This is a genomic window from Nitrospira sp. SG-bin1, from assembly GCA_002083365.1.
Classification (GTDB): Bacteria; Nitrospirota; Nitrospiria; order Nitrospirales; family Nitrospiraceae; genus Nitrospira_D.
In genome coordinates this window covers 141,604-162,318 of record LVWS01000045.1, presented here as the reverse complement: position 1 = coordinate 162,318, position 20,715 = coordinate 141,604, and the positions used below count along the sequence as shown (strand labels likewise).

The following is a 20,715-nucleotide window of genomic DNA, read 5'->3' as shown; positions in this document are numbered from 1 at the left end:
GGTGATGTCAAGCCGCGTGTGTAAATTGACGAAGGGTGCGCTGAGTCCATTCCAAGTTAAACCGGTTAAAGATGGAGAAAATAATCCGTTCCACACTCTGCACGTTGACAAAGCATACCATCGGTCGTGTGCGCCGCCGGACTTCGACGAAGCAGCGTTCAATGATATTGGTCGTTCGGAGCTTCCGCCAGAGGGGCCGCGGACACTGGAAGAACGCGAGCAACTCCGGCAGGTCTTCGAGCAGCCGCGTCACCAGTGATGGATACGCGTCCCGCCAGCGGCGCGCGAACGTTCGAGCGGCGTGTTCCGCCTCCGCCCGACTCGTTGCCTGATAGATCGCTTGAGCGCCCGCCTTCATCGCGGCGTGATCCCGACGACGGGCGCCACTCAACAGATTGCGGAGCTTATGCACCCAACAGCGTTGATGGGCCACCCGGGGATAGACGGTCTGCAGGGCGGCCGCCAACCCCGCACAGCCATCAGTCACAATCAGTTGGAGCTGGCGGCCTTCGAGGCCGCGCCGATAGAGATCCTGTAAGAGGCCCTCCCACGCCGCCTGGCTCTCACCGGTACTCCGGGTGAAGGCCAGCAACTGCCGCGTCCCATCGACCCGGATGCCATAGGCGACGAGTAGCTGCACCCGCTTGCGTCCGCCTGGTCGCCGCACCCGCAAGCTGACCCCATCCAGAAACAGATACCGCCAGTCATCGGTCAGGGGCGCCTGATGAAACTGCGCCACCGCGTGGTCCAAGTCCCGCGTGAGCCGCGAGACGGTCTGGGCACTCACGGGGTCCTCTGTGAGCAAGGCCACCACCCGCCCCACGGCCCGTGTGCTCAACCCCCGAAGGAACGCTTCCCGGATCAACAACAGGATCTCGTCCGCTCGGCGCGCCAAGCGCGTGAGACCGCTGGGCAAGAAGGTCTGCTGCCGCGTCCGGGCCACCCGCACGCGGAGGGTCCCCAGGCGCGTCCCGAAATCTCGTTCGTAGAAGCCGTTGCGGGTATCCGGCCGCTCCAGACTCCGTTCATACTCGCGCACCCCGAGATACCGATCCCGGGCTTCGATGGACAGCCGGCCTAAGAAGTTTTGCCAGCTCTGCCGCGTGTGTCGGGCTAAATCGCCCCAGAACTGGTCCCGAATATCCCGCTGCAAGTGTTGCCACTGCTCGGTCCATGGTGCTAGCGTCGTCATGGGTGTAAGCCTCCTTTAGTGGAATGGGTTCGCCTTCGACAGCAACCCAGCTTACACCCTTCGTCTTTTACACAGAGAAGATTACATCACCCGACCTGTGGCTCGACGTCAGTGATGTGCCGAACCCGGTCATGAGAGGAGGCTAGTCGCGGTGGCCATGAGCGCTGACGGCGAAAGTTCTTCTATGTCATAAGTCGATCAACGGTGCGACAGAGTTCTCGTACCGCATTGGCCGACGTTGCCAACGCCGCCCGTTCGTCACTGGTGAGTTCATACTCCAGAATCTGCTCGGCCCCTGCTCGCCCGATTATCACTGGAACCCCGACGACGACGTCTTTGAGTCCGTATTCTCCCTCACACAACACCGCACAAGGCATCACCTGTTTCTCGTCCTTATGGATCGACTCGACCATCGCCACTGCTGAAGCGGACGGAGCATAGAAGGCACTCCCTGTTTTCAAGAGGCCCACGATTTCGGCTCCGCCTTCCCTCGTTCGCTTGACGATGGCGTCCAGCTTTTCCTTTGACATGAGTTCGGACACCGGTTTCCCCTTCACAGTGGTATACCGCGGCAGCGGCACCATCGTGTCGCCGTGTCCGCCCAACACCATCGCCTGCACCTCCGTGGCCCGTACGTTGAGTTCTGCGGCAATGAACGTGCGCATTCTCGCCGAATCCAACACACCGGCCATCCCGAGGATCCTGGATTTCGGCAAGCCGCTGACAGAACGCGCGACATGCACCATGGCATCCAATGGATTGGTGACAAGGATCAGGATAATGTTCGGAGAGCGGGAGACTAATTCCTTGACGACGGATTTCACGATTTTCGCATTCGTCGCCAACAACTCGTCTCGACTCATGCCCGGCTTTCGTGGAATGCCGGACGTAATCACCGCAATCGATGATCCCGCGGTCTCCATGTACTCGTTGGTGCCGACCACCTGCGTGCTGTACCCACAGACCGGCCCCGCCTGTGAAATATCGAGCGCCTTGCCCTGTGGAACCCCTTGGGCGATATCGACCAATACCACGTCGTAGAGATTCTTTTCGGCCAACCGCTGCGCCGTCGTCCCTCCGACATTCCCCGCCCCAACTACCGTGACTTTCGGCCGTTTCATCATTGCCACCTCGTGAAGCGTGAAACGTAGGGTGTGAAGCGTAACATCTCCTTATTACACCGCACGCCGTAACCGTCACGCATGTTCGTGTTCCGTCCAGCCCGCAACCTTGAAGTTGATCGTACAGACGAAATTATCTTCGTCATAGAAATTAACTTTGATTTTCTTCTTGCCGAATGTTTTTGCCAAAAACTCCTCCGGATTGTCGACGAGTTCCTGAAAACCCCCGGGAGGATACTCTCCCAGGTCATGAAAGACCACGATCATCCCTTCTTTGACTTCCTGCAACACCTTCACCCGACAACGTGGATAGACTTCCCAGAATTTAGCTTCGATCATTTCCTTCGTCGGTTCCGGACGGTCTTCACCCGGTTTCACCGTTTGTCCGAACTTGGCTAATCGGCGGACATACGGATATTGGTGCCCCGTGAAGAGCTTGTATAACCAGGCGGGGATCGTCGGCTTACCGATCGAGTGTGTCATGTCTTGAATTCTTATGCCGTCAATTGCTTGTAGATTCCGGGCAACTTCGTCGGGAGTGCTTCAATGCGGTCGATGACGCAATACTGGGCATCGGCGTACATGCGGCGTAGATATTGCTCGGCCTCCCGATCGATGGTGACACAGAACGTCTCGACCCCCCGTTGTCTTGCCTCACGGAGAGCCATTTTCGTATCTTCCAAGGAATAGTCGTCCTTGTACTGGTCGTCCAAGGGACGTCCGTCGCTCAGCAACACGAGGATGCGGTTCTTCGCTTCGCGCGTCAGCAACTTGGCGGTCGCATGGCGGATCGCCGCCCCGTCGCGGTTCTGATGACGCGGAACGAGCCCGCCCAACCGATGAGCGGTTGACGGACCCAGGCGATCGTCAAAGTCCTTGATCGTCAAAAAATCGACGTTCGCTCGTCCTTGGCCGGAGTAGGCGTAGAGTCCATACTGATCGCCGACGGCATCCAGAGCCTCACAGAGCAGCACCAAACCCGCCTTCTCAATATCGATCACCCGCCGACGGTCTCCGAGTTCTCGGCTCGTGGAGCCGCTGATATCGACCAGGAAGGCTACCGCGACATTCCGCTCTTTTTTTTCGCGCCTGACATACAAACGATCGCCGCCTTCCATCCCGGCCCGCTGCTCACCTATTCTTCGGATGAGGGCATCAAGGTCCACTTCTTCTCCGTCGACTTGGCCCGCGACGCGCCGGAAAGCCGGAGGTCGCAACCCTTCAAAAAACCGGCGCAGCGACTTGACGGTACTCTGCTGGCCGGCCAAGGTCGCCGTGACGAACTCGTCTGATCCCCAATCCGCCGGCTGTTCCATCACACGGCACCAATCCATCCGGTAATCTTCAATTCGATAGTCCCACTCAGGGTAAAGGACGGCTCGCCCTTCATGGGCCTTCGGCTCTTGCAACGATTGCACATCGGTATCACGCGTCAAACGTTCCTCAACGACGGACAACAGTGAACGTTCTTGACTGACCATGTTTCTGTCTTTGGACGCCTGCGTACCGCTCAAGACATTCCGAGTCACCGTGCCGTCCGATTGTGCCGGATATTGCTCCTTCGGTTCCAGCGGTTCCTGACTCCTTGAAATGAATTCCGCATTCATCGAGCCCCGATGGATCACGTCGGCCATGGCACGGTAGTCGTCGCCCCGCTGGTCCGGTCGCATGGGTGTCGTTTCCGGTTCTTTCGGTTCTTCGAGCGGTTCCGCAAGAATCATTTCACCGCGAGCCGCCAGCAGTTCCTCCAGTCGAACATAGACCGCATCGACCCGACGCACCGTATCTTCCGCCGTGGCTGTCGTCGTCAGAACGGACTGACAGAGACTCCAGAGAATCGACACTTCCTCCCTGACCGCCTTGGGAACTGCGGAATCAGGCGATTCCCCCGTGGAGAGCCTGAGAAGGCAATCGACGACCAATTCCTTGGGGGTCACCCCTCGAGCAGGATCGCGGGGGCCGATGGATTCAGCCGCCAACCGCGCCAGATCCTTGTGAAGACCGGGGTACTCGGCTTGAAGCAGGAATTCCACGCGCGCATCCTCCAGCACCACCCAAAGATCTCGCACCAGTAAGGGGTTCGGGTAAAGCTGAAACAGCGCCGCCAGGGTATCGGCCGTAGCTTGCGGCGATCGCCCATACCGCCCACGTACGGTTTCAATCAAATCCGTGAGAGATTCGAGCCGGAGGCGATAGGTACCGAACTCCAAGTGTCCGGCCTCGTGCGCCGCCATCACAAGATAAAGACGCTCGTTTTCCGCAGCCGTTGGATACCGACGGAGCAGCGCCGGCAACGAAATGCTTCGACCGTCCTGGGTGACCGTCGCACGGGCTGGAGATGTCACGGAATCCGGAAGGGCTGCCACAGTGACTTCGGTTCCGCAAAGTCCCTGAACAAACAGTTTCAACCTTCGGGCGACCTGTCGAAACGACACCCCGCTCAAGGCCTCCTCGACCGACGTCAGCGCTCTCTGAGACTCCGCCGCAAAATAAGCGCGTGCGCCGTCCGGACTGTATGCCAACACTTCCATGCCGGTCCCGAACCAATTCTCGAACTTTGCCGGAGCCTCAGGACTGTCCCCGATCAGTTGGACGAGTTCCGGAACTCGACGGAGATACTCCAGGGTGACTTCCGCGCTCTTCTCGGCAAGCAGGGAGCCGTACTGCAATACTTTGATCTGCCAGTCCAGGGAAGGCATTGCACGCAAACGATCGGCCGACTCCGAAAGCCAGGCCAAAGCCGCCTCGGCCGATTGCCCGGCCAGCACCGAGCACAGAGACACCACTTTCCCTCGAACGGACGCTTCCCTGATTTCTCCCAACATCGCCGGGCTTGTTCTCAGAAACTCGATCGTCGCTACATAGTCCGGCTTTCCCAGACTGTTCGGTACGATCAATTTCATTCCCAAGGTCGCCCAGTCCCTCACACTTTCCACTGGGAGCACGCGGGCAAGCGCTGAGATCTGTCGGATGAATTCGAGCCCGACGACCACGTCGATCTGGGTCAGTTCAGTGCCAATATCCAGCCACGGTCGCAATTGCTCTGAAGGAACTTCAGATAGGATCTGGAGCGCCTGTTGGATATATTCCAAGGCCACGTTCGGATCTTGTTCGGCGATGTCCAGGCCGATCGTCAGCACCTCGATGCGCGCATCAGGCCGTTCGATCAATCCAAGGACCAAGGGGCTATTCTTAAAATATTTGAGCGCGGACGCTCCGGAAGATTGAGTGATCGCGATTCCAAGATCGAGCCACAATATGACCTCCGAGAGCGCGCCGCGCCGATCGAGCTCAGGAAGAGCTTCGATCGCCGCACGGAAGACTTTCAAGGATAACTCTTGGAGCTCGTCAAGCAACGACAGGAGACGCGCCTCCTCGTCCGGCCTTGCCGTGGCCTGACACACATGGGCTGCGAGCTGCTCGGCCTCTTGAACCCCTAATTCGTGGGCCAGCCGGTCCAGCAATGTCCGTCGGATTGATTCTTCTGTCATGATTGTTTCCGATCGTCCGAAGGGACGGATTGTAAAGCAGCGAATTACCCTTGTAAACTAGAGGCTCCGCCCATCGTTGCCCGGAGGAGGTCCATGGCTGAACCGACGCAGGAGAGTCTCGATAAGATTTGGAAGTTCGTAGAAGGTTTCGCCGAAAAAAGCGGAACGGCGATGCATCCCAACAGGGCCGTGACCGAGGCGGTCGTCAAAGGGCTCGCGTCCCACATCGACGAACTCGGGAAACCGCTTTGTCCGTGCAACTTCTACAAAGATAAGGCGGCCGAAGCCAAGCTCCGGCGCTGGATCTGCGCCTGCGACGAAATGCAGATCTACAAGTACTGCCACTGTCTGCTCTTCGTGCGTGAAGACGGCATGCCGATCACGGAGTATTTGCCGGAGGGCCATGAGGGTCGTGAAGTATACGGGGTGGTTTCCGATCCGACGCCGGACAAGGGTCGTGCCCTTAAACACAAGGCGACCCACTCTCCTACGGTCGCCGACGAGTCCTCGACCGTGCCGGTTTCCTCGACATGATGGGGCATCCTCTCAGGCTTCTCGGCTGGTTTGCTGGTGTTCTGCTGGGCGGTAGCTTGTTCTATCCGCAAGCGATGGCCGCCGAGCCGAGCCCTTCGAACCCGCCCCAGTTCAACGAGAAAGAACTCTTCTCATACAAACCCAGAGGTCACGCAGCGGCCGCCGGACAAGTGTTTCTGAGTGCTCCGTCTGGAAAAGCCTTTACGCAAGCGGGGGTCTCCATCTACATGATTCCGACGGTTACCTATACACGCCATTGGTTCGATCGAAACATACGTGTGAACGCTTGTTCCTCAAAACATGAGAGTTCACCGTCGGAGCACTCCACACTTGCCGTTTCACCCGCAGACTGCATGCGGCACATCCTGGCTCAACTTCTGACCGACAAGCGGTTCCAGCCCTATCTCCGCACCACTCGGGCAAATCCGACAGGCCATTTTTGGTTCACGAAAGTTCCCGCCGGCCGTTATTATATTGTCAGCTTCCTCGAAGGAGGGGGCAACGGGCCTCACAAGGAGGAGCACGCGGCCGGAATGGCTTGGTTGACCATCGAGTTGGAAGCCGAGGAGAAAGCCACAAACCTTGTGTTGACCGATTGCAAGGGCACCTTCTGTTGATTCACACTTTCCTGCTTTGTCGGCCGGGATGCTTCGACAGGGAGGATGGAACGGCATGCGCATACTGTTGGTGGAAGACGACGTGGATCTGGCTCAGTTCATCCGGAAAGGATTGAAAGAAGAGCACTACGCGGTGGACGTCGCAGCCGACGGCGAAGAAGGGTTGGCGTTGGCATCGGACAATCCGTACGATCTCGTGATTCTCGATATCATGCTGCCCAAGCTGGACGGCCTCACGCTCTGCCGCCGTGTGCGCGACAAGGGAATCATGACTCCGATTCTGCTGTTGACCGCGCGCAATACAGTGGAGACCAAGGTATCGGGTTTTGACACGGGCGCGGATCAGTTTTTGGCGAAACCGTTCGCCTTCTCGGAACTCTTGGCCCGGATCCGGGCCCTGCTGCGCCGGGGCAGTGCTCAGCAACTCGCCCACCTGCAGGCGGCGGACTTGAGGTTGGACCCCGCTTCCCACCGCGTCTGGCGGGCCGGACAGGAAATCTCCCTGACGAACAAAGAATACGCACTGCTGGAGTTCCTCTTGCGGAACAAGAATCGTGTCCTCACGCGAACGGCGATCATCGAACATGTGTGGGACATCAGCTATGATCCCATGACGAACATCGTCGACGCCCATATTCGGGCCTTGCGCGCGAAGATCGACCGGGATTTTTCACCGCCGTTGATCGCCACGGTACGCGGGGCCGGATACATGCTCGAAGAACCAGAATCATCGGCATGAAGTCTCTGCGCAGCTTGATCACTTGGTCCGCCTTTGTCTTGATGGCGGGGCTCCTGGTGTTTTCCGCGCTCGTGTACGCCGCCAGCGAGATCCTCTTGCAACGTTTCGTGGACGGACGACTCCTCGTGTTGGCGGAGACGCTGGCTGAGTTCGTCGAACGGCAGCCTGATCTCTTCAAAAGCGACAGGAAGGATAGCGCCCCAACCAACGAATTGACCCAAAGCGCGACGGAGCCGCACGTCCTGCCAGACGTGACCCATGCCCTTCGCGTCTTTTCACCCGATGGCTCGCTCTTGTGGAGAAGTCCTCACGCGACAGCACACATGTCACTTTCCACGCGTGTGCTGGAACAGGTCCGCCTGAAGAACATTCTGTTCGAGACACTCGACGCCCCCGATGGAACTCCTGCGCGACACCTATTTCTTTTCCTCGTCGGCAAAAACCACGTGCAGTACATCTTGCAGGCGGAAACCTCCTTGCTCCATTACCAAGAAACGTTGCATGGTCTGGTGTTTCTGCTCGCCCTCGGATCCGGAGCCACTCTAATCTTGGCCTGGGTCGGCAGCCTCTGGTTGGCCAGAAAAGTGCTGGCCCCAATCGACGCATTGTGTACGGGCGCCGAGACCATGTCGGAGGCCGACCTTGGGAAACGACTAGCGGTGGATTCACCCTATCGAGAATTCCGACGCCTCACCCAAGCCGTCAATTCCGTGTTGGATCAGTTTCAGCGAGGCAGTGAGGTCCAACGCAATTTTTGTGAGATCGCCGCCCATGAAATGAAAACGCCCCTGACCATCCTGCAGGGGACCCTCGAGGTGGCGCTCATGAAAGCGAGGACCCCAGGAGAGTATCACGAAGTGCTGCTCAATAATCTCCAGCAGGTCGACCGGCTTATTGCTTTGACCCGCCCGTTGTTGACCCTCGCGAAATTTACCAGCAGCAAGCCTCCCGTCAATCTCGTGCCGCTTGCCTTGGAACCCTTAATCCAAGAGCTCGTGGATGAGTTGATTCTCTTGGCTGATGACCGTCAGATTACCTTGCGGTTCGAATCCCAGCCGGTCCCCTCGGTACTTGGCGACGCACAGTGGTTGAAACAAGCATTGATCAATTTGCTCGATAATGCGTTGCGCTACACCCCGTCCGGTGGAGCCGTCACCGTCCGCCTGCAAACCGTCGGTCATGAGGTCACCGTGGCGGTCGAGGACACCGGGCATGGTATCGAGCCGGAGAGTATTCCCCATCTGTTCGAGCGATTCTACCGGACCGATTGGGCCCGCGCCAAAGATTCCGCCGGCACCGGGCTAGGGCTACCCATCGTGAAAGAAATCATGGACGCCCATGGCGGGAGTATTTCGGTCACCAGTGAGGTCAATAAAGGCTCCGTCTTCACTTTACGTTTGCCGGCTCTCGCTCAACAAACGGTCCCAGCCTAGCACGATCTTCGGCGGCAGCCCCGTTCATTCCTTCCGCGCACGATAGTGAGCAACCACAGTTCCGACGGACTGGACATCACCCGGGCCCGAGTGATGAGATGGAATATTTTCACAATGTCTTCATGCCCGTCCATGTGTGCCCAGTACACTCACATTACGACACGTTTGTTCTCAAACGGCTTGAATGAAGAAGGTATTGCACAGGGCAACTATCATCCCTGCGTCAATGGTGTGTTTTCCGTACGTCATTGCAGGCCTAGGACCCACAATTATTGTTGGCGCGCGCACTCTGGTGGAAAAACAGTCCGCGACAGAGTCGCGGCTCGAGGACGGATAGTGTCCCTTACAACCGACCAAGTAGCGACATGTTGCAGAGTCTCCTTCATACCTGGGCGTCCCGAATTTGCGCCACGTTGAGTCGGTGGGCACTCAGGAGAGTACGTCGCATCAATGCTGTAACGAGTTTCGACACCAGTTCATTGTCTGGTGATCACGTCTTTCTTCAAATACCCATTGACGAAAGTAGATACCCGTTTATTCTGAGAGAAGCTGGTTACCATGAAGAATTCTTCACCATCCCCTCATGGAGGCTTCATCTTAAAGGCGTAGGTAACGTAGGTACTTTAAGAAAGTGAAAGGGGGGTGAGCGACATGATTTCCTTTATCGAAGTATTCTTACTAGCTGCCATATTCGGTGTGTTGTACACCATGCTGCAGCTTGCCAGTAGATGAGGTGAGTCTAAGTCGATCGCGTGGGCTGATCCTCTTGGAACGCGGAGGACGCGTACCCGTTGACACGCCGCTACAGGGTAGCGACCTCCCGACTGTCCGATCTAAACCGTGGCGCCGATCGAAAGTCGATTGAAGTAGCACGAACCCTGAGAGCCATGGACGATGAAGATATCTTCATAATTTCATCATCCAGCATTCATTTTGGAACGCTATCATTAGCAGCATATGAAAGGTAGAAGGAGGTGAAGGGGTCATGATGACGATATTTTTTGCGTTGCTCGCACTGACGGCTGTTTTTGGAGCGATGTATAAAGCAGTGTACCTGGATCGTGACTAGTAGCGGCAGTGGGAGTGAGAGAGTGGATCCGTCTTCTTTCTTGATGAGAAGGGAGAGGCCGTGGAGACTAGGGCTTTTGAAGGATCTCACTACGCGCCGTGTAGGCCGGTGCCAACAACGGACGGCAACACGGCGCGGTACCCTTGCTCTCTACTGGTTCGGGAAATGCCGAACGAAGGATGAATTTTCGACCGTCAACTGACACAGACAACGAACTCCCGTCCTACTTCCGTTCTTTGATTGCCCGCTCCACTTCTCTACCGGCTTCCCGAGCCTTGATCGATTCTCTGCGATCATGCTGTTTCTTTCCTTTGGCTAACCCCAGCTCGACCTTGGCTTGACCTCGTTCTGAAAAATAGATCCGAAGCGGGATCAGAGTGAGGCCCTTTTGCTGGGTTTTCCCCAGGAGCTTGTTGATTTCCTTGCGATGCAGGAGCAGTTTGCGGGTCCTGACCGGATCATGGTTCATAATGTTGCCGTGACTATAGGGACTGATGTGGCAATGGTAGAGAAAGACCTCGCCCTCTTTGACGCCCGCATAACTGTCCTGCAAGTTTACTCGTCTGTCCCGGAGTGATTTCACCTCGGTACCTTTGAGCACGATCCCGGCCTCGAACTTTTCTTCGATAAAATAATCGTGATAAGCCTTGCGATTGGTGGCCACCACCTTCCCCTGATCCTCCGTTTCTTTAGCCATGATTCGACTCCGGCGCCTTGATCTCGGTCTCCGCTACCGCCTATGATGGCACATGGCCGCCCAGGGTACATTCAATTCCTTCGGCAGCATCCTCTCAGGGCTCTCCAAGCGGCTCGGTCTCGAATCCAGACTGGTGGAACTTCGTTTACAGCATCGGTGGCGCGACATTGTGGGCGAGCCCATGGCTTCCCACACCAGGCCGACCCAGATTCGCTTCAAAAAGCTGTACCTCGTCGTCAGGAACTCCGTCTGGCTGCAACAGCTGGCATTCCTCAAACCGGCGCTTTTGGCGAAGCTGCAGGCTGAGGCAGGAGCAGGGTTTGTAACCGACATCGCGTTTCGCGTCGGAGAGATTCCTGACGATACGAACTCCTCCCCGGTGAGTCCCGATGCGGACGTCCGATCCCCTCAGACCAATGAATCTTGGGCCGAAGTGGTCTTACATACCACGGCCATCCAGGATTCCGCGCTACGCGAGCACTTCAGAAAGGTGATATCGGCTTACCTCGTCCAGACTCCGCCTCCACCGGTAAAGGATCCGTCACGCGTCCTTTAAAGAGGATCCTGGTGTCGCTGGAAACTTGACCAGTCTTCAAGATGGGCCCCAACCCTCCTTCTTCATCCTGATCCCGCAAGCGATAGTATCCGCGCATGGATCGTTCATACCCCTTGACGACCGCCTCATCTCCGGCCACATACTTCTCCAAGACTTCCGGATCGGTCCACCCATGGTCGTCAAACACGTAAATCAGGATCTGGCTGTACGGACCACTGGGATCCCCCGGAGTCGTGGGATAGATCTTCATGCGGGCGAAATCGTGTGTTTGGTGGCCGACCTTTCGGAAACGCCTTACCAGCGATTCAATCTCCTCATCGGTCGTCCCGCGGGGAACGTCCGTTGTGACGACGTGGCCTGATTGCGCGCCGACCGTATAGGGAGGAATTGATCGATCGGGACGGCTCAGATACATGCCGCCCCAAATCAAGGCGAAGGATCCTGCAAAGACGGCCAGCGCGAACTTCACGACGATATCAAGCGGCTTCTTGGTCTTGGGACCGCCGGGAGGGATGGACGTCGGTACCTGCTCGTGCATGGAACAACCGCGCGGCTCGGTGCGGTTAGGCCTCGGGGGGTTCTTCCGATCCCGCGTCCTCCCGTTCGACCGCTTCCGCGAGCCTGGCGACACCTACGACTCGGTCTCCTTCGCCGTCCAGGTCCAGAATGCGCACGCCTTGGGTATTGCGGCCGATTTCACGGATGTCCTCCACCTTGCAACGAAGCACCTTCCCTTGCGCGGCGATCAACATGATTTCGTCGCCGTCGCGTACTTGGAGAAAACCGATGGCCAGTCCATTGCGCTCGGTCGTCTTGACGCTGATGATGCCCTTCCCGCCACGACCCTGAATACGATATTCGCCAACGGGTGTTCGTTTGCCGTAGCCGCCTTCCGTGACAGTCAAGATCGAAGTGGTGGAATCGGGGGTAATGGTTTCCATGCCGATGACTTCGTTTCCTTCTTCAAGCGTGATCCCTTTCACGCCATACGCGGTCCGACCCATCGGCCTCACTTCTTCTTCTTTGAATCGAATGGTGATGCCCTGCCTAGTCCCAAGGAGAATCTCCCGTTGGCCATCGGTCAGTTGAACTCCGATCAGTTTATCGCCGCCCTCGAGTCCCAACGCAATGATCCCGCCTTGCCGTGGATTGCTGAATGCGGAGAGTTCCGTCTTTTTGATGATGCCCTTCTTGGTGCCCATCACGATATAGCGGTCGTCTCGGAATTCTTTCACCGGCAGCGTGGCCGTGACTTTTTCGCTTCCTGACAGAGCAAGCAGATTCACAAGGGCTTTGCCCTTCGCCGCCCGACTCGCCTCCGGTATCTCATGGACTTTCAACCAATAGACCTTGCCGGCATCGGTGAAAAAAAGCAGTGAATCATGGGTGGAGGCGGTGAAGAGGTTTTCGACGAAGTCTTCCTCCTTGATTCCCATGCCGATCTTGCCCTTTCCCCCGCGTCGCTGGGCGCGATAGAGGGACACGGCATTGCGTTTGATGTAGCCGGCGTGGGAAATGGTCACGACCACTTCTTCCGCTGCGATCAGGTCTTCCAGACTGATCTCCGCTTCTTCTTTGACGATTTGCGTCCGCCGCTCGTCCTTGTAGGCCTCGCGTATTTCGGTCAGCTCGTCTTTGATGATGGTCCGGACCAGAGCTTCGCTGGCGAGCACGGATTTCAGATATTCAATCTGCTTGAGCACTTCCTGGTATTCCTCGATGAGCTTGGTGCGTTCCAGCTGTGTCAAGCGCTGAAGTCGCATGTCGAGGATGGCGTTGGCCTGTATCTCGGTCAGGCCGAACTGCCGCATCAATCCGGCTCGGGCCTCATCGGGGGATTGCGATCCCCTGATGAGCGTGATGACGGCATCCAAATTGTCGAGCGCGATCTTGAGTCCTTCGAGGATATGCGCCCGCTCCTCCGCTTTTCGGAGTTCGAAGGCCGTCCGTCGCACCACGACTTCCCGTCGATGCTCGAGAAAATGATGGAGAATCTGCTTGAGGTTCAGAATCTCCGGACGATTGTTCACCAGCGCCAGCATGATGACTCCGAAGGTGGTTTCAAGCGGCGTGTGCTTGTACAGATTGTTCAGCACCACCAGCGGGATCTCGCCTCGCTTCAGCTCGATGACCACTCGGACCCCTTCGCGATCCGATGATTCGTCCCGCAGGTCGGAGATGCCTTTGATCCGGTCATCCTGAACCAACTCGGCAATCTTCTTGATCAATGACACTTTGTTGACTTGATAGGGAATCTCCGTCACGATCAGCCGTTCGCGATCGGTGCGTTCATCGGTCTCCACGACCACTTTCGCCCGCAACGTCAAGAGTCCCCGGCCGGTCTCGTAGGCTTCCTTGATCCCGCTCATGCCGTAAATGAACCCGGCCGTGGGGAAATCAGGCCCGGGGATCTTCTTCATCAGCTGGGCGATCGTGACATCCGGACTATCCAACAGCAGGAGCAACCCATCGATGATCTCAGCAATGTTGTGCGTCGGTATATTCGTGGCATAACCAACCGCGATGCCCCCCGCTCCGTTAATGAGGAGATTGGGCACCCTCGTCGGCAACACCAGCGGTTCCTGCCTCGATTCGTCGTAGTTCGGGCCGAAATCAACTGTTTCCTTGTCGATGTCGGCCAGCATCTCCTCGGCAAGTTTGGTCATGCGCGCTTCAGTGTAGCGCATGGCGGCCGCTGAATCGCCGTCCATCGACCCATAATTTCCCTGACCGTCGACGAGGGGATAACGCATGTTGAAGTCCTGCGCCATCCGTACGAGGGTGTCGTAAATGGCCGTATCACCGTGGGGGTGATAGTTGCCCATGATCTCGCCCACGATCTTGGCCGACTTGCGGTAGGCCCGATTGGAGGCGAGGCCCATTTCGTTCATGCCGAACAAGATACGGCGATGGACCGGCTTGAGTCCGTCGCGGACGTCGGGCAGCGCGCGACCTACGATCACGCTCATCGCGTAATCGAGGTACGACGACTTCATCTCATCTTCGATCGCGATGTGGCCCAAACGCTCGTCAAAGGGCATTCCGAACTCCTCGTCCACTGCCATTCGTCAATCGGCCGATCAACCCAGGCTCCACGGTTGAGTTGGCCGATGCCACGCTATACGTCAAGATTCCTTACCTCAAGGGCATGGGTTTGAATGAAGTTGCGCCGCGGTTCGACCTCATCGCCCATCAAGATCGTAAAGATTTCATCGACGCCGGTGAGATCTTCGAGCGTCACTCTCAAGAGCGTCCTCACCTCGGGATTCATGGTCGTTTCCCAGAGCTGTCCCGGGTTCATCTCGCCCAGCCCTTTGTAGCGCTGGATGCCGAGCCCCTGCTTCCCCATGTCCAAGATCGCCTTCACCAACTCATCGGTCGCTCGATGGAAACTTTCTTGTCCCTTGGCTTTGAGTTTGTAGGGGGGGCGCCCTAGTCCAATAGCGGACGGAGTTAGTTTCTGCAGTTCACGGAAGTCCGCCGAACCGACGAGGTCATGGGTGACGTCCAATTCATGAGTGACCCCGTTCATGTGTAGCCGACAGACCACCTTGTTCGACTGATGTTCTTCGTCATCCACTACGTCGAAGAGCGCCGTCACTTTCGGTAAGGCGACGGCGAGCGACCGCCCGATGTTTTCGATCGATCGTTGGAGCGCCGCACGATCCTTGAGCAGGTCGCGATCCAGCCCGGGTTCATCGACAAAGGCCCGCAGCATCACGGCTTCGTGTGATTTCTTGTTGAACCGGCCGAGCAACGTTTCGAAGGCGATCATTTTTTTGAGGATTGGCAGCAGCCGGCGTCCGGTCACATAGTCTTGAACCCCTTCCATGTACAGTTCGACATCCTCGACCGCCAAATCGGCCAGGTATTCGTTCAGCGCCCCTTCGTCTTTGAGGTATCGCTCGGTCTTGCCCTTTTTGACTTTGAATAACGGAGGCTGAGCGATGTAGACATAGCCCCGTTCGATCAACTCAGGCATCTGCCGGAAAAAGAACGTCAAGAGCAAGGTTCTGATATGGCTGCCGTCCACATCGGCGTCGGTCATGAGGATGATTTTGTGGTAACGAGCCTTGGCGATATCGAACGTATCTTTCTCCGTCTTGTCGCTCTCTTCTCGCTTGCGACCGATGCCGGTGCCCAGTGCCATGATGAGCGTCCTGATCTCATCGCTGGAGAGCATCTTGTCGAACCGTGCCTTCTCGACGTTCAAGATCTTCCCTTTAAGCGGCAAAATCGCCTGAAACTTTCGATCACGCCCTTGCTTCGCGGATCCGCCCGCCGAATCACCTTCCACGATGTAGAGTTCGCTCAAGGCCGGATCTTTTTCAGAACAATCGGCCAACTTTCCGGGAAGCGAGCCACCATCGAGCGCGCTCTTGCGCCGGATCAAATCCTTGGCTTTCCGAGCCGCTTCCCTCGCACGGGCGGCGTCGACGGCTTTGCCGATGATCTTTCGAGCCACCGGAGGATTTTCCTCGAAATAATTTCCCAAGGCCTCGTTGACGGCGGCCTCGACAACACCTTTGACCTCGCTGTTTCCGAGCTTGGCTTTCGTCTGACCCTCGAACTGCGGATTGCGCACCTTGACGCTGACGACCGCCGTGAGCCCTTCCCGCACATCGTCTCCGGTCAGCGATTCGGTTTCTTTCTTGAGCAGATCATTGGCATTGGCATAATTGTTGATCGTCCTGGTGAGGGCGGCTTTGAACCCGACCAAATGCGTGCCGCCTTCCTTGGTGTTGATGTTGTTCGCGAATGAAAACAGGTTCTCCGCGTAACTGTCGTTGTACTGGAGCGCCACTTCAAGGATCATTTCGGGCTTTTCGACCTTGACATAGATCGGCTTGTGTAACGGCGTTTTGGCTTCGTTGAGATGCTCGACGAACGACACGATGCCGCCCTTGTACAAGAACACTTGCTCTTTCGCCGGTTCCTTGCGCTCATCTCGAAGGGTGATGGCCAAGCCTTTATTGAGAAAGGCGAGCTCCCGGAGCCGCTGGGCCAGGACGTCGAAGCTGAATTCCAGCGTCTCGAAGATCTGGCCGTCCGGTTTGAACCGAACCTTGGTCCCTCGGCGTTTTGTCTTGCCTGTCGCATTGAGAGGTGCATCGGGCTTGCCCCGTTCATATCGTTGTTCGAACACTTGGCCGTCCTGCCAAATCTCCAGCTCAAGCCATTCCGACAAGGCGTTCACAACGGAGATACCGACCCCGTGCAAGCCGCCGGAGACGGTGTAGGCTCCCTGCTCGAACTTGCCGCCCGCATGAAGGACGGTCAGGGCTACTTCGGCGGCGGACTTCTTTTGCGTGGGATGCATGCCGGTGGGAATACCCCGTCCATTGTCGATGACCGTCACACTCCCATCGATATGGATCATGACCTCGATCGCCTCGCCGAAGCCGGCCATGTGTTCGTCGACGCTATTGTCGACGACTTCATAGACCAAATGATGAAGTCCGTCGACGCCGGTGCTCCCGATGTACATCGCCGGGCGCTTTCGCACGGCATCGAGGCCTTCGAGGACTTTGATCTGATCGGCGCTGTAGCTGTCTGACTTGGGTCGGGAAGAATCGTCTGTGGTCATCCGTTTCCTAAGAGTCCGTTGAAGTGCACACGTCGAATCGTCCGGCCTTATGATACATCGGAAGCGTATTCCAAAAGATGTCCCGCCGAGTTACAGCCAGAGGCGAGACCTACGCAGGGGGACGTCACGTCTCCGCCGTTGCGACACAATGCAGGCGGACCCTTTCAGTCTCCCCGCTAAATCTTCACGGGCATGACCACGCACCTGAATCCCGGACTTTCAGGCTCCTGGATCAGACAGGGACTCAGCGGCGTTTCCATCTGAAGCGAGATGGTTTCCCCGTCCATCACACTGAAGACATCCAGGAGATATCGAGCATTGAATCCCGTGTTCAGGCTCTCTCCGTCATATCGGGCCGGCAATTCTTCGGTGGCTTCCCCGTAGTCCGGACTGCTGGAGAACAGGGTCATCTTGCCCGGTACGAAGGAAACCTTTACGGCGCTGGCTTTATCCTTGGACAGCACCGATACACGGCGCAGCGCGCTTTCCATCTCATTGCGGTTCACGGTGATCTTCTTCCCGCTTTCTTTTGGAATGACCTGTTGGTAATTGGGGTAGTTGCCTTCCATCAACCGCGACGTCAACAGTAACCCACTCTTACGGAAGATCATAAGGTTCTTGGAAAAACCGATGAGCGGCTCGGCATCTCCCCCTTCCTCCAAGAGATGACGGATTTCATGCGCAGCTTTCTTCGGGATGATCGCTTTCATTTCCTGCGGCAGTCCTTTGCTGCCCGCCTGGCCGACTTCCTGCTCCGCCACCGCCAAACGATGGCCGTCCGTGCCGACGAGGCGAAGAGTGGTTTTCTTGTCCGTCGCCACCAGGGTAACCAGAAGGCCGTTCAAGATATACCGGGCATCGTTATCCCCGGCGGCAAAGAGCGTCTTCCGGATCAACTCCAGCAGTCCTTCTCCCGCGAGGGGAATCAATCCCTCTCGTTCGATCGTCGGCAACGCGGGATATTCGCCGCTGGGGAGGCCCACGACCTTGAACTGGCTCTTTCCAGCTTGAATAGTGGTCCAGTTGTTGTCGCTCGCCGTGAGTTCAATGTCACCGGTCGGTAGTTCTTTGACGATTTCGAACAGCTTCCTCGCCGAAATGGTGACCCCGCCGGTCGACAGCACGGTCCCCTTGTACAGGCCGCGCATGCCGATCTCGAGGTCCGTCGCCACGATTTCCACGCCGTCCTGCTTGGCTTCCAAGAGGATGTTCGACAGAATCGGCATCGTGTTCCGTTTCTCGACGACACCCTGGACCCTTTGCAGTCCCGTCAATAACTCATCCCGACCAATGCGTATTTTCATGGAGAATTCTCCCGTCAAAGCCCTTAACTGCGAAGAATCTGCTCTTTCAACGCTTCAATCGTCGTTTGCAGGACCGTGTCCGTCTCCCTGGCCTTCGCGACTTGGCGACAGGCGTGAATGATGGTCGTGTGGTCCTTACCGCCGAATTGGCGTCCTATTTCCGGATACGACGCGTCGGTCAGCTCCCGGCACAAATACATCGCGATCTGGCGAGGGTGCACAAGCGTCTTGCTACGACGGCGCGATTTCAGTTCCGTCATCTTGACGTGGAACTGCGTACAGACGGCTTCTTGAATATCATCCATTGCAACGATCTTTTTCTTATCCCCGATGACATCACGGAGAACGCTCTTGGCCAGCTCAAGGGAAATCACCTGTCCGGTCAACGACGCATAGGCACCCAAGCGAACCAGACTGCCCTCGAGCTCGCGGATATTACTCTTCATCGTGGTCGACAAAAATTGGATGACGTCCTCGGGCAGTTTCACCCCTTCATCCTCTGATTTCTTTCTCAGGATGGCGATGCGTGTCTCCACATCCGGAGGTTGCAAGTCCGCGATGAGCCCCCATTCAAAGCGTGATCTCAAACGCTCCTCGATATCCGGCATGTCCTTGGGAAAACGATCACTGGAGAGCACAATCTGCTTATGGCCTTCATATAAAGCATTGAAAGTATGAAAGAATTCTTCTTGAGTGCGTTCTTTTCCCACCAGAAACTGAATATCATCGATCATCAGCATATCGATGTGCCGGTAACGCTTCCGGAGATCCATCATCTTGTCATAGCGAATCGAGTTGATCACTTCGTTGGTAAATTGTTCGGTCGTCAGATACGCAATCCTAAGATCGCTTTTTTCGCCCACATGGTTGCCTATGGCGTTGAGAAGATGCGTTTTCCCGAGTCCCACTCCTCCGTAAATGAAGAGCGGGTTGTATGTTTGCCCGGGCTGTTCCGCCACCGCCATGCACGCTGCATGGGCGAACTGATTCCCGGCCCCCACGACGAAGTTCTTGAACGTGTATTTGGGGTTCAGCTGAATCCCACGCCGCGGCTTCGTCTGCGTTCCTCCACGGGGCGCAGTTACCTGAGGGTGGGACTCGACTTGCTGTGTCACACCTTTTTCACTGACTGTAAACGCAACTGCCACTTGCCCGCCGCCACGGGCCGTAGCCATAGCCTCTGCCAGAAGAGGGCCATAGTGCGTATCCAACCATTCCCCAAAAAATTTATTCGGAACTCCAATATGCGCCGTAGAATTCTCTATCCGTTCCAAATGCACCGGTATGAACCACGTGTCATACACCTGTTTCGGCACCTTCCCTTGGATATATTGCAGAACCTCCTGCCAGATAGTTTCGAGACTCATAATCTACTCAAATCCCTATACACAGGCTTATTCACACCTGTGGATAAATACCTTCTTACCGCCGTAATTTGTGTGGGAAGCTGAGGGTGCATACCACGACGGACCAGTTTCTGTCGAGTTGCGAGCGCCCATTACGACGGCCTCTCCTCTCCCATTCACAAGCGCTTCACAGTTTGCCACTCTTCCATCGAGAAGCAGTCCCCAATGTTATCCGTCCCTCTATTATTCGTTTTTATTAATAAAATCAAAACTATATAAGTTATCACCCTAATTCACTTGCTTATTACTACTACCACTCCTACTAGTTTTCTTTAAGAGAGAGATATCGGAGTCATAGAGTTAAAATCTTCTCGGCCTTCAGTAAAATATCTATCACGTCGCTATAGGACAACTTATCCCCGGCTTTCACCCCGAGCTTATGCATACCCCGCACTACTTCTCCGGAAAGCTGTGCTTCAAGAGACACAACCACTTCAGAAGTGTCTTCAGAGAAAAGCGCACGGTGCAGCGCATGAACGGGAGACCGAATAAGATAAACCATCTGGTTCAAAAAACGAGGGCACAGTCCATTGAACGAATAAAGGAGTTCAGAGCGTTCGCTTCTTCTCTCCTCACAGAAAATTCATTCCGAAGTAGTATCTGGTCCGACTTGTCTTCCAGAAGGAAGGGGATGTCGAGTTGGGCAATAGACGGAAGATACTTTTCCAGGATATCGACATCGATGATATCATCAGTCTCTTCAGAAAGAAGGCGAGGAGCTTCACCGAGGAGAACAACTGTGGTCTTATGCGATCCTGCCGCAAGGCCAAGGGCGATACGTAATGCTTCGACAGGTCTGTGGGTGTTGCGAGGGTCTTCTTGAATAACGACGGCGATATTTTTTGCCATAGTCGGAAGATTACGTAAAAGACAAAAACTTGTCGCATGCGTCGATCAAGCCGGAGAGGACGACCAACCCACAGAGGGACATTTTTGGATCGATAGTATCCGTTGGAACGTGATGTTGCT

At 56.2% G+C, this 20,715-nt stretch carries 16 protein-coding genes; 4 read left to right on the top strand and 12 right to left on the bottom strand.

What is annotated here, in order from left to right:
• Window positions 1-7 precede the first annotated feature (7 nt).
• The 4 genes from A4E19_10575 to A4E19_10560 form a co-directional block, all read right to left on the bottom strand.
• Window positions 8-1,192, bottom strand: a complete 1,185-nt coding sequence (locus A4E19_10575; protein OQW30341.1) for a hypothetical protein — start codon at window positions 1,190-1,192, stop codon at window positions 8-10.
• A gap of 182 nt (window positions 1,193-1,374) precedes the next feature.
• Entirely contained in the window at window positions 1,375-2,313 is a 939-nt protein-coding gene (locus A4E19_10570) for a malate dehydrogenase (GenBank protein OQW30354.1), read from the bottom strand.
• 75 nt (window positions 2,314-2,388) lie between these two features.
• Window positions 2,389-2,796 carry a hypothetical protein gene (locus A4E19_10565; GenBank protein OQW30340.1) on the bottom strand — a complete coding sequence of 136 codons (408 nt, stop codon included), beginning with the start codon at window positions 2,794-2,796 and terminating at the stop codon, window positions 2,389-2,391.
• An 11-nt stretch (window positions 2,797-2,807) separates the two neighbouring features.
• The gene (locus tag A4E19_10560) at window positions 2,808-5,804 is read right to left on the bottom strand and encodes a hypothetical protein (protein ID OQW30339.1); all 2,997 of its coding nucleotides are present in this window, start codon (window positions 5,802-5,804) and stop codon (window positions 2,808-2,810) included.
• A gap of 93 nt (window positions 5,805-5,897) precedes the next feature.
• Here A4E19_10560 and A4E19_10555 point away from each other — a divergent pair, with 93 nt between their 5' ends.
• Genes A4E19_10555 through A4E19_10540 form a run of 4 tightly spaced genes read left to right on the top strand, consistent with a single transcriptional unit; the run spans window position 5,898 to window position 9,127 of the window.
• Complete coding sequence (locus A4E19_10555) at window positions 5,898-6,338, top strand: ferredoxin:thioredoxin reductase (protein OQW30338.1); 441 nt, start codon at window positions 5,898-5,900, stop codon at window positions 6,336-6,338.
• Window positions 6,335-6,955: a hypothetical protein gene (locus tag A4E19_10550; protein ID OQW30337.1), complete on the top strand. Its 621-nt coding sequence runs from the start codon at window positions 6,335-6,337 to the stop codon at window positions 6,953-6,955. The genes A4E19_10555 and A4E19_10550 overlap by 4 nt, the downstream gene beginning before the upstream one ends.
• 55 nt (window positions 6,956-7,010) lie before the next feature.
• Window positions 7,011-7,694, top strand: a complete 684-nt coding sequence (locus tag A4E19_10545; protein OQW30336.1) for a DNA-binding response regulator — start codon at window positions 7,011-7,013, stop codon at window positions 7,692-7,694.
• Window positions 7,691-9,127, top strand: a complete 1,437-nt coding sequence (locus A4E19_10540) for a hypothetical protein (protein ID OQW30335.1) — start codon at window positions 7,691-7,693, stop codon at window positions 9,125-9,127. Before A4E19_10545 ends, A4E19_10540 begins: the two co-directional genes overlap by 4 nt.
• A 1,292-nt stretch (window positions 9,128-10,419) precedes the next feature.
• On the opposite strand, the gene A4E19_10535 is transcribed toward A4E19_10540, so the two are convergent.
• The 8 genes from A4E19_10535 to A4E19_10500 all read right to left on the bottom strand — a co-directional run bounded on the left by A4E19_10535 (window position 10,420) and on the right by A4E19_10500 (window position 20,595).
• Window positions 10,420-10,893, bottom strand: coding sequence for an SsrA-binding protein (locus tag A4E19_10535; protein OQW30334.1), 474 nt, complete (start codon window positions 10,891-10,893; stop codon window positions 10,420-10,422).
• A gap of 482 nt (window positions 10,894-11,375) precedes the next feature.
• A complete protein-coding gene (locus tag A4E19_10530) occupies window positions 11,376-11,987 on the bottom strand; it encodes a hypothetical protein (protein ID OQW30333.1) in 612 nt (203 codons plus the stop codon).
• A gap of 25 nt (window positions 11,988-12,012) precedes the next feature.
• Complete coding sequence (locus A4E19_10525; GenBank protein ID OQW30332.1) at window positions 12,013-14,490, bottom strand: DNA gyrase subunit A; 2,478 nt, start codon at window positions 14,488-14,490, stop codon at window positions 12,013-12,015.
• 77 nt (window positions 14,491-14,567) lie between these two features.
• Window positions 14,568-17,036, bottom strand: a complete 2,469-nt coding sequence (locus A4E19_10520) for a DNA gyrase subunit B (GenBank protein OQW30331.1) — start codon at window positions 17,034-17,036, stop codon at window positions 14,568-14,570.
• 176 nt (window positions 17,037-17,212) lie between these two features.
• Complete coding sequence (locus tag A4E19_10515; GenBank protein ID OQW30330.1) at window positions 17,213-18,340, bottom strand: hypothetical protein; 1,128 nt, start codon at window positions 18,338-18,340, stop codon at window positions 17,213-17,215.
• A gap of 23 nt (window positions 18,341-18,363) precedes the next feature.
• Window positions 18,364-19,707 (bottom strand): chromosomal replication initiation protein DnaA, encoded by a 1,344-nt coding sequence (locus A4E19_10510; GenBank protein ID OQW30329.1) that lies wholly within the window; start codon window positions 19,705-19,707, stop codon window positions 18,364-18,366.
• Between the two features lie 331 nt (window positions 19,708-20,038).
• Entirely contained in the window at window positions 20,039-20,248 is a 210-nt protein-coding gene (locus A4E19_10505) for a hypothetical protein (GenBank protein OQW30328.1), read from the bottom strand.
• Window positions 20,249-20,253: 5 nt separating this feature from the next.
• A complete protein-coding gene (locus tag A4E19_10500) occupies window positions 20,254-20,595 on the bottom strand; it encodes a hypothetical protein (protein OQW30327.1) in 342 nt (113 codons plus the stop codon).
• Between the last annotated feature and the right edge of the window lie 120 nt (window positions 20,596-20,715).

Bases quoted from the DNA above. Each gene is read 5' to 3' on its own strand.
- A4E19_10575 (OQW30341.1), bottom strand. From the start codon at position 1,192: ATGACGACGCTAGCACCATGGACCGAGCAGTGGCAACACTTGCAGCGG.
- A4E19_10570 (OQW30354.1), bottom strand. From the start codon at position 2,313: ATGAAACGGCCGAAAGTCACGGTAGTTGGGGCGGGGAATGTCGGAGGG.
- A4E19_10565 (OQW30340.1), bottom strand. From the start codon at position 2,796: ATGACACACTCGATCGGTAAGCCGACGATCCCCGCCTGGTTATACAAG.
- A4E19_10560 (OQW30339.1), bottom strand. From the start codon at position 5,804: ATGACAGAAGAATCAATCCGACGGACATTGCTGGACCGGCTGGCCCAC.
- A4E19_10555 (OQW30338.1), top strand. From the start codon at position 5,898: ATGGCTGAACCGACGCAGGAGAGTCTCGATAAGATTTGGAAGTTCGTA.
- A4E19_10550 (OQW30337.1), top strand. From the start codon at position 6,335: ATGATGGGGCATCCTCTCAGGCTTCTCGGCTGGTTTGCTGGTGTTCTG.
- A4E19_10545 (OQW30336.1), top strand. From the start codon at position 7,011: ATGCGCATACTGTTGGTGGAAGACGACGTGGATCTGGCTCAGTTCATC.
- A4E19_10540 (OQW30335.1), top strand. From the start codon at position 7,691: ATGAAGTCTCTGCGCAGCTTGATCACTTGGTCCGCCTTTGTCTTGATG.
- A4E19_10535 (OQW30334.1), bottom strand. From the start codon at position 10,893: ATGGCTAAAGAAACGGAGGATCAGGGGAAGGTGGTGGCCACCAATCGC.
- A4E19_10530 (OQW30333.1), bottom strand. From the start codon at position 11,987: ATGCACGAGCAGGTACCGACGTCCATCCCTCCCGGCGGTCCCAAGACC.
- A4E19_10525 (OQW30332.1), bottom strand. From the start codon at position 14,490: ATGCCCTTTGACGAGCGTTTGGGCCACATCGCGATCGAAGATGAGATG.
- A4E19_10520 (OQW30331.1), bottom strand. From the start codon at position 17,036: ATGACCACAGACGATTCTTCCCGACCCAAGTCAGACAGCTACAGCGCC.
- A4E19_10515 (OQW30330.1), bottom strand. From the start codon at position 18,340: ATGAAAATACGCATTGGTCGGGATGAGTTATTGACGGGACTGCAAAGG.
- A4E19_10510 (OQW30329.1), bottom strand. From the start codon at position 19,707: ATGAGTCTCGAAACTATCTGGCAGGAGGTTCTGCAATATATCCAAGGG.
- A4E19_10505 (OQW30328.1), bottom strand. From the start codon at position 20,248: ATGGTTTATCTTATTCGGTCTCCCGTTCATGCGCTGCACCGTGCGCTT.
- A4E19_10500 (OQW30327.1), bottom strand. From the start codon at position 20,595: ATGGCAAAAAATATCGCCGTCGTTATTCAAGAAGACCCTCGCAACACC.